General features: G+C 27.5%; 9 protein-coding genes and 3 pseudogenes. 10 read left to right on the forward strand and 2 right to left on the reverse strand.

All coding sequences use genetic code 11. From position 1 onward, the window contains the following. Window positions 1–50: 50 nt before the first annotated feature. Window positions 51–638, reverse strand: a pseudogene (locus DVJ99_RS13385) (transposase family protein); the annotation flags it as partial. 118 nt (window positions 639–756) lie between these two features. On the opposite strand from DVJ99_RS13385, the pseudogene DVJ99_RS12995 reads away from it, so the two are divergent. After that, window positions 757–1,104 (forward strand): annotated as a pseudogene (locus tag DVJ99_RS12995) (transposase); the annotation flags it as partial. 384 nt (window positions 1,105–1,488) lie between these two features. On the opposite strand, the pseudogene istA reads toward DVJ99_RS12995, so the two are convergent. Further along, window positions 1,489–2,752 (reverse strand): annotated as a pseudogene (istA, locus tag DVJ99_RS13000) (IS21 family transposase). A 193-nt stretch (window positions 2,753–2,945) separates the two neighbouring features. Here istA and DVJ99_RS13005 point away from each other — a divergent pair. From DVJ99_RS13005 to DVJ99_RS13045, 9 genes are read left to right on the forward strand one after another with little or no spacing between them, the layout of a single operon-like run. Further along, window positions 2,946–3,161 carry a hypothetical protein gene (locus tag DVJ99_RS13005; protein WP_114604557.1) on the forward strand — a complete coding sequence of 72 codons (216 nt, stop codon included), beginning with the start codon at window positions 2,946–2,948 and terminating at the stop codon, window positions 3,159–3,161. A gap of 18 nt (window positions 3,162–3,179) precedes the next feature. Continuing rightward, window positions 3,180–3,869, forward strand: coding sequence for a beta/alpha barrel domain-containing protein (locus tag DVJ99_RS13010; RefSeq protein ID WP_114604558.1), 690 nt, complete (start codon window positions 3,180–3,182; stop codon window positions 3,867–3,869). Then, the gene (locus DVJ99_RS13015) at window positions 3,859–4,641 is read left to right on the forward strand and encodes an alpha/beta fold hydrolase (protein ID WP_114604559.1); all 783 of its coding nucleotides are present in this window, start codon (window positions 3,859–3,861) and stop codon (window positions 4,639–4,641) included. The genes DVJ99_RS13010 and DVJ99_RS13015 overlap by 11 nt, the downstream gene beginning before the upstream one ends. 2 nt (window positions 4,642–4,643) lie before the next feature. Further along, window positions 4,644–5,717: an isocitrate/isopropylmalate dehydrogenase family protein gene (locus DVJ99_RS13020; RefSeq protein ID WP_114604560.1), complete on the forward strand. Its 1,074-nt coding sequence runs from the start codon at window positions 4,644–4,646 to the stop codon at window positions 5,715–5,717. Then, the gene (locus DVJ99_RS13025; RefSeq protein WP_114604561.1) at window positions 5,707–6,369 is read left to right on the forward strand and encodes an RraA family protein; all 663 of its coding nucleotides are present in this window, start codon (window positions 5,707–5,709) and stop codon (window positions 6,367–6,369) included. Before DVJ99_RS13020 ends, DVJ99_RS13025 begins: the two co-directional genes overlap by 11 nt. Next, window positions 6,366–7,169 carry a DUF6282 family protein gene (locus DVJ99_RS13030; protein WP_114604562.1) on the forward strand — a complete coding sequence of 268 codons (804 nt, stop codon included), beginning with the start codon at window positions 6,366–6,368 and terminating at the stop codon, window positions 7,167–7,169. The genes DVJ99_RS13025 and DVJ99_RS13030 overlap by 4 nt, the downstream gene beginning before the upstream one ends. Before the next feature lies 1 nt (window position 7,170). Next, a complete protein-coding gene (locus DVJ99_RS13440; RefSeq protein ID WP_114604563.1) occupies window positions 7,171–7,590 on the forward strand; it encodes a DUF4931 domain-containing protein in 420 nt (139 codons plus the stop codon). Beyond that, window positions 7,587–7,940: a DUF4931 family protein gene (locus DVJ99_RS13445; RefSeq protein WP_162912228.1), complete on the forward strand. Its 354-nt coding sequence runs from the start codon at window positions 7,587–7,589 to the stop codon at window positions 7,938–7,940. Before DVJ99_RS13440 ends, DVJ99_RS13445 begins: the two co-directional genes overlap by 4 nt. Then, window positions 7,930–8,817, forward strand: a complete 888-nt coding sequence (locus DVJ99_RS13045) for a DMT family transporter (RefSeq protein ID WP_114604565.1) — start codon at window positions 7,930–7,932, stop codon at window positions 8,815–8,817. Before DVJ99_RS13445 ends, DVJ99_RS13045 begins: the two co-directional genes overlap by 11 nt. Window positions 8,818–9,127: the final 310 nt, after the last annotated feature.

Here is a 9,127-nt window from a genome sequence, read left to right on the forward strand (position 1 = left end):
TTTTTTCGATCAAAGCGTTCAAAATAAGCTTTTAAATACCCTGAATTTCAATTTTCTAAAACGTCTAAAGCTTTATGTGTGTCATTGTTAATAAATACAAAACTCATTAAGCCAGTTACACTCTTTACACTTCTAAATTCATCCATTGCCAAATGTTCAGGTAGATTATCGAAAGGCTCGATAAGTAAAGTTTTGACTGCTTTATTTCGAATACGACGTACTGTAGATGGAGAAACACAGTTGTCTTCTGCAGTATCTATTTCTGTTTTGACTTTCGTGGCTTCTTCAATTATTTTTTGATTCACATAATTAGAAATAAATCGTGTCTTATCTACGACATCAGTTTCAGCAGTAAAAGTTGTATTACACTCTAAACACTTAAAGCGCTGTTTGGCTAAGTTTAGATATGTATTATAGCCTTGAGTTTTAAGCAAGGTAATACGAGATACTCGTTTACCATGCTTGTGAATTTGTCCTTCATTTTTAATTCCGCAGCAAGGACAAGCCGAAGGCTTATACGTAAGTACAGCATTAACAACCGTAGACTTCTTTCCTTTTACTATTACATCAATATCTTGGCTAACAAATTTGATATTTTTATCTTTTATTCTTAGTATTTCTAATGTATCATTACACATAGGCGCACTTGTCTCCTTTAATTTGGGTTTGGTCACTTTAAATTATAGAGGCAATTGCGCTTTTTGTGTATCAAAAAAAGGCGGAAAGTTTTACCTTCCCACCATAAAAGATGAAGAACCTTTATTATTATTATTTAAAGAACTCTTTCCGAATGCGTCTATAATCTTTGATAGATTTCATATCGTTCAGCACATGAATAGAGAGTTAAACTTCTACCGTAGAGAAGTAATGAATCGTTATAGAGAAAAGGGAGGAAGTGAATACCCTGTTTCAAAGAACAAATGGAGACTTCTTTTAACAGATAAACGCAAAATCTTCATGATGGATAGTGTTTGGGATGGTTCCTTTAGATGTTATAAAAAAGCTTATGATCTAGTGAATTTTATGCTTCAAACAGACGGACAAATAAAAAATTCATACAAACTAATACATGATTTACGTGAAAGTTTAAAATTATATAATTGAAAGGATTTTATCAATGCTTTGAACGCAGTTGATAAAAACCCAATTAGTAAAAATATGCGGAAAGTAGTAATATTTTTAGAAAACATCAAGAAATACTTCGATATACGATTTACAATCCATGATTTGGTATTTATTGATACTTGTTTGAAAATCAAAATCAAAACTGCTAATTTCTTTAAGAAAGTGAAAACACGCTACTTTTACCATTGATTGAGTCATATTTTTCTCTAAAATCAATTTCTAATTTGTTAGTTTAATAAGTGATTCAAAGATAGAACTATTATTTGTTATGCTAAAACATACGACTTCATTTAAATGTAAAATCATTTGTTTAAGCTTTAGATATTCGAGATTATTGAGAAGTTGTATATAGTTTTGTTTCAATCATTTATAAACCTCACCAATCACTTTAAGATTAGCTTTTGTAAGTCATCGATTTCCGGATAATTAGGTGATGAGAGTTTTAGCGCTTCAATATAATGCTCTTGTTTATAGTTTAGTTTAGATTTAATTAAAGTATGGCTTGCTATCAACTTCATGTTATAAGAGACGTGTATTTCATTATTGAACACTTGTAATTGAACTCTCTTCTTTAAATATTCGGATGGTACTGAATATTGATTACCTTTATAGCTAACCATATTGGAAGAGTTAACTTTTACATTTTGTCCAATGATTTTATAGGAGTCTCTTACTTCTTCTGTTGGAAGCTGAAGTAAGTGGCTCTTTTCTTTTTCTAATTCGATTATTGGAATTTTACCAGTGCCTTGGTGTAATTGATGGTTGACTCTCTGATTGAGTTTGAAAATAAAATTGTATAATTCATTTAAATCAAATTGCCCTTGATAAGCATGTATTTCATCAAGAAGTTTCATAGTAGTTTCAACTTTCCCTTTTGTCCTAGGTCTACCTGCAACGCAAGGTCTTACTTTCATTCCCATATCTAATGCAAACTGTTCAAAACGACTGTTTATTTTTCCAAGATTATACTCTGTTCGAGGCTGATCCATCACTGTTTTCATATTATCTGTTAACAGTTCCTTAGGTACTCCTCCAATCATTTCAAACGATTCAGTTAAGAAAGACTTCAGTATTTCCTGTGATTTAGAAGTTGAAATATTAAAGATTCTAAATCTTGAATGAGAAAGAATTAAAACAGCAATATGAATTTCAATAATATTTCCATCTTTCAAATGAAACTTGATATTTTCTTTCCAATCAAGCTGTGCTTGAACACCAGGCGGTGTTTCATAGCGTGCAACACCTCGGGGTGATTTGATTTTTAGGCCTTTCTCAAAATAATCACTGAATTCTTTATGCTTTGAGATATAACTTCTAAAGTGTGATTGAGAACATTGTAAACCGTGATTATCTTTTAAATACTGCCAAAGAACTCTTTTATAATAAAATGATTGTTGGGTTTCTTCTGATAAAAGAAGCTTTTTAGTACTGTAGTATTTATCAATTTTTGAACCCTTTTTCGCGAACTTGATGGAGTAAATCCTCTTAGGTATTTGGTAATAGTTCTTCTATCTTTTCCGAGATTACGTGCTAATTTACTTATGTTTATTTTCATATTTGTACTCTCCATTTTTTAATTCAGCTTTGGCAAGTCTGAAAGACGTGTAATACAATTAACTTTGTACATTATTATTTAAGCACAAGTGTACATATTTAAAGTAGAATCTATATTTACACTTTAGATTTCAATGATACCAAAATGTTTGAATGTATATGCCATAGTAACTGCTCACCAAATTATAGTATTGACCAACATTAATGTTTGGGTATACAATAACAACATAAATATTTATTTTTAAATTAAGGTAGTGATTATTATTATGGAGATAATGGATGTGACTTTGCGGGAAGCGACCTATGTAGAAGGAAATTGTATTGATATAGTGCAGGTAAAGAAATTAGTTCAATTACTACATAAGGCCAATATTGATTATATAGAAGTTGGATATTTGAATTATGCTTCAAGTGATAAGAACATGACATATTTTGATTTGAATTTTTTGAATTATCTAACAGAGAATAAAATGGATAAATAGAAGAATGTCTTTTCAATAATGATTGATCCAAGTAATTTTTCGAAAACCAATTTAACTATTTTAAGAGATGAGAGGATTGGATTAGTTAGAATTACAGTAACTAAAGAAAATTTGAAAAACGTCAAGAAGATAATCAACGAATTAAAGAACTATCCTGTTAAAATTTCAACAAACGTAATACGTATGAGTAGATATACTAAAAATGACTTACTTAATTTAGTTGAGCAATTATCAAAACTTGAAACACAGGTAATTTATTTAGCTGATTCAAACGGAGCAATGTTACCAAATGAATTATCAGAAATATTCGTAGAATCAAAAAATATTATAAAAAATAATAATAAACAAAAACTTGGATTTCATGGACATAATAACTTAGGATTAGCAGAAATAAATGCTTTAAAATCTATAAAATCTGGTTGTGACTTAATAGATGGTAGTATTCTGGGTTATGGAAAATTGTCTGGCAATGTACCCTTAGAAGTTTTTATTCCTTTATTGAATAAAATTGGGCTAAATTCTCATTGGAATTTAGAAATGATATACGTAACAGCACAGTATTTTTATAAATTTGCTGCAAAGTCAAAGTATTTTTCGTGTAGATCTAAAGGAGCGTTAATAGGAATGAAAAATTTAAATCTAAATGAAATTAAAAAAGATCCGAATTTACTTTTCAATTTTAAAGGAGTTACTAAATGTGAATACTAAAAATAGAAAGTGGATTTTTACAATTGGTAGTGGGAATGATATATTGTTAGTTTTACCAAGGAAAGATGGTTTCGAAATCACTATAAAAGAATGGGAGCTTTTACACAATCTCTTATATGGTGCTTTTAAAATAATTGTATTGGATTTACCAGAATATTTAATTCAAAAAAATAATTATAAACATGACATCACACCGAAAGATATGGCAAACACATTATTTTCAGTCATTGATGAAATTGAAATAAGTAAAATAAGAGGGTTGATAGGAGTTTCACTAGGTGGAATGATTGCTCAAGAGTTTATAAGAAACTACTATTATATTCCTACAATAATTATTTCATCTATATCAAAAAACAATGAAAAAACGACATCAGTGTTTAGAACTTGGAAAAACTTATTAAAATTTTCTGACATAAATTCATTTCAAATCGCTTTAAAAACATGGCTAACTACAGATGATATTTATTTAGAAAAAAACATATTACAATCTAAAAAAAGAAGTACAAACTTTTCTAAGCGCAAAGAACTGTTGTGTTTGAATGCTATCACAAATCATAATTTAACAGATATTAAAATGAATAATATAAAACCTATATTGGTACTTTACGGTGAAAAGTCACCACTGATAGGGAAAGAAGAATCTTTTGATTTCTGTGAATATTTCGAACGTGTGAAAATTATAGGTATTAGAGATTCTGGTATGAGAATATTAAACGATAATCCTATTGAGGCATATAGTTATATTTTGAAGTATATTAAAAAGGAATGTTGAAAATGAAGAATGTATTAATTTTACCTGGAGATGGGATTGGTAAAGAAGTAGTTAATGCATGTTTACCAATTTTTAAGAAAATGAATTTAGATATTGAGTTGAAATTTGGTGATATCGGTTGGGAATTTTGGGAAAATGAAAATAATTCAGTACCAAATAGAACTTGGGATTTAATTAAAAAAAGCAATGCAGTACTGCTTGGTGCAACAACAAGCAAACCAAATATGATAAATGAAACATCGAAATATATCTCTCCAATTATACAATTAAGACAGAATTTAGATCTCTATGCAAATGTAAGACCTATAAAATCATTTGATGAAAGAGATTTAGATTTAGTCATAATTAGAGAAAATACAGAAGGACTATATTCAGGACTGGATTATTATCCCACACCGAATGAAATAGAGAAATTTATTTTAAATAAAAGTAAACGATATAAAAATTATGATTTTTCTAAAACAGCTTCAACAATTAGAATTATCAGTAAAAAGGCATTAGAAAATATTTTAGAATTTAGCTCAAAGTGGGCTATGAAAAACAAGAAAAAAAATATTGTCATTGCTGATAAACCTAATGTTTTTAGAGAATCTAGTAAGCTTATTTTTGAAACTCTCGATTTATTTAAAAGAAAGTATCCTAATCTTGATTATAGTATAGAAAATGTTGATGCAGTAGCAATGTGGATAATTAAAAAACCTGAAAAATATGAAGTTATTGTATGTGAAAATCAATTTGGTGATATTCTTTCTGATTTAGGAGCATCTTTAATGGGGGGACTTGGCGTTGCGTATAGTGGGAATTTTGGGAATAATATTCCATATTTTGAACCTGTACATGGATCAGCTCCAAAATATGCTAATAAAAATAAAGCAAACCCAATCGCTACAATGCTTTCGATAGCTATGATGTTAAACTATTTAGGTTATGATAGGGCATCAAAATCGATTATAAATGCAGTTAGAGTAACAATTCCAAACAAAAAGTATTGTACTTTCGATCTTGGCGGGTCCTCTACAACAATTTCTTCAGCTAATTATATAATCAAAAAGGCAGTGGATTTCTATGGAAAATAATATTTTAAAGGAATTATCTAAATTTGATACCGCAACTCTTTCAGATGCTCTTGATGGAATTGGGTATAATGGCGGACTTATAGGAATAAAGCCACAAAATCTTAACAATAATATAACAGGAATAGCATATCCGATTAAATATAGAAATGTATCTAAAATAGAATTTGAATTAAAAAATCCTGCTAATTTTATAGATGATGTTCCATTAAATCATATACCTATTCTTGATAATAATGGGAGAATTGATTGTACAGTTTGGGGAGATATTCTTACAGAAGTTGCTATGAAAAGGGGAATTCAAGGTGTAATCATTAATGGTTGTTGCAGGGATATAGCATCCATTAATAAACATCAATTTAACTTGTTTTCAAAAGATGTTTTTATGCAATCAGGAAAGGGAAGGACTTGCATTAAAAATATTAATACAAAAATTAAAATTAACAATGTAGAAATTAGACCGGGTGATTATATTCGGGGAGATGAGAATGGGGTCGTGGTTATTCCACAAGAAAAAATAAAAACAATAATTAGATATTCTAAGATAATCACTACAAAAGAAGATTTAATTAAAAAAATGGTAAAAAAAGATAGTAGACTTGATGAAATAAGAAAAAATGTGAATTATAGCCATGCATGGGAGGAGCTAAAGTGAAATTTTTTGATTTACACATTCATTCTGAACCAGACATTTATAAAAGGAAATATTCAGTTGATTCCCTAAATAAGGAATTATATGATAATAATAGTTTTGGAGTGTATAAGAGTCACAGTATCACTACAATATCAAATACAAACAATTTTAATAATTTATTTGGATCTGTTGTTTTAAATAGTACTCAAGGTGGACTTTCATTAGAAACTTTATACAATATGATACAATCAACAAAAAAACCATTTATTATTTGGCTTCCAACAATTAATAAAATATTTTTAAATATAAAAAATAATAAAATTAATATGTCTCCTGTAGAAATATCTGAAAATGGAAAAATAAAAGATGAAATTAAATCTATTATTAAATTTTGCGGGGAAAATAATTTACCAATAGCGACTGGACATTCAAAAAAAGATGAAATTTTTAAAGTTATAAAAATATGTAAAGAGGAGAATGCAAAATTAATTATAACACATCCTTTCTATAGATTAACTAATTTTTCCATAAATGAGCTTACTTTTATCAGTGAGCTTTATGAGAATATATATTTTGAGTGCTGTATTTTAATGGGATTAGATAATTTTGATTCAATTAAGAAAGATATTCAATTAATTAATACTATTGGATCAAAGAGAGTATTTGTATCTTCTGATTTAGGACAAATTAATAATTGTAAGGTATCAGAAGGGTACAGATGGTATAAAAATCAATTAGTAAATTGTTTTGGTATAGATGATAATATCATAAATGATTTATTTTATTATACTCCTAAAAAGATATTATTAGGTGAGAATTAATATGAATGATGATTTCTTGATATTTAATTATAAAATAGCTAGATTGAAACCTAATGATAAAGGTGATTGCCCATTTTGTGAACCATTAAAATTAGATGGGATTTTAAACAAAACAAATGATTTCATTTGGATAAAGAATAAATTTAATACTATTGAAAATTCTTATCAAACTTTAATAATTGAATCTAAAGATCATAATGGAGATATTTCTAATTATCCATATAATTATAACAGAAAATTGTTTGATTATATAATAGATAGGTACAATGAATTATCTAGGGGTATGTTTGAAAGTGTAATTGTGTTTAAAAATTTTGGACAATTATCAGGAGGTAGTTTACGCCATCCCCATACTCAAATAATTGGATTTAATAATATTGATGCATTAAAAAAATTGATAAACAAAACTTTGATGGTTTGATAATTAGCAAATTTTTTTCTGGTTGTTTAGAGTTGAATATTTCGAAACAACCGATTGTTGGTTTCACTGAATTCAATATTATATTAAAAAATAATAAATATAAAAATTATTTCTTTGATAATATTAAGAGTTTGGTAAGGTATGTTTTATTGGAATTTTATAACGGAGGAGTTAACTCTTATAATTTATTTTTATATTTTAAAGATGAATCTATGTTTTGCAAAATTATACCTAGATTCATAACATCACCTTATTTTATTGGGTATAAATTAGCTCAAGTTCACACATATGAAAAAATGAAAAATATTAAAAATGAATATTTAAAATTTAGGAGGAACGATGAAGAATAATTACTTAAAAGGTGTTTTATATTGCTTTATTTCTGGAATAGTTTTTGGTGCACAATGGCCGGTAGCATCTAGAGCACTACACTATATTGATCCTTATTTTTTTACATTGATTAGATATATTATTGTGGGTGTGATTTTATCGATTTTTTTATTTGTTAAAGAGGGTGTTAATGGTTTTAAATTTAATTTAACTGAATTTATTAGAATATTTTATCTTGGGACATTAGCTTTTTGTGCTTATAATTTTTTAGTTTTTGCTGGGCAAAAAATGGCTGGAACAGATGGAACATTATTAGCTTCTTTATTAATGGCACTAATTCCAATGGTATCAATATTGATTTTATGGATTACAAAAAAGGTTTTTCCTGGATATATCACATTGATTTTGGTCCTTATATCATTTTTAGGAGTTTTGTTAGTTATTAGTAAAGGAAATTTCTTATCAATATTAAATGATGTAGCGTTATTACCATTATTTCTTATTTGTCTAAGTGTATTGACATGGTCATTATACACATTAGGTATTAGTGATTTTAAAAACTGGAGTTCATTAAAATATACTACATTGAGCTGTTTATTCGGTAATATTTCATCTACTTTAGTAATTTTATTACTATTAAATTTTGATTTGATAAATTTACCAAATATTTCAAAGTTATGGTTTGTCAAATATGATATGCTATATATGAGCGTCATTTCTGGGGTAGTTGGAGTATTGATGTGGAATCTAGGTAATAAAATTCTCACACCAAAAAATGGTGTCCTTTTTATGAATTTAGTACCAATTGTAGCTTTTTTAATTGAAATAATGTTAGGTTATAATATAACATTATTTCAAGTCTTAGGTGCAATTATTACTATTATAGCCATTGTTTAAAATAATATTTATAATAGATATTATTACAATAGATAGTATTGTAATAATATTGAATAATTGTTATGAGTTTGATTGTTTTATTTTTACATTATTCGAATATTTTTCCTTTGGATTAAAAACAAAAAAACTATTGAGCTGAATTTTGAACTGCTCCCTGTCAAGTAGACAGGAAAAAAACAAAAAATAATTTATTGGTAATCTGATAAACAAATTTTAATTTACTGTACAAATGAGTTGATAAATCTCGTTTGTACAGTTTTTTTATTCTCCTAGCGCACTATCGTTTGCTTGATCTGGTAAAAAAAGTGGT

It is taken from the genome of Staphylococcus sp. EZ-P03 (genome assembly GCF_003344575.1).
Classification (GTDB): domain Bacteria; phylum Bacillota; class Bacilli; order Staphylococcales; family Staphylococcaceae; genus Staphylococcus; species Staphylococcus simulans_B.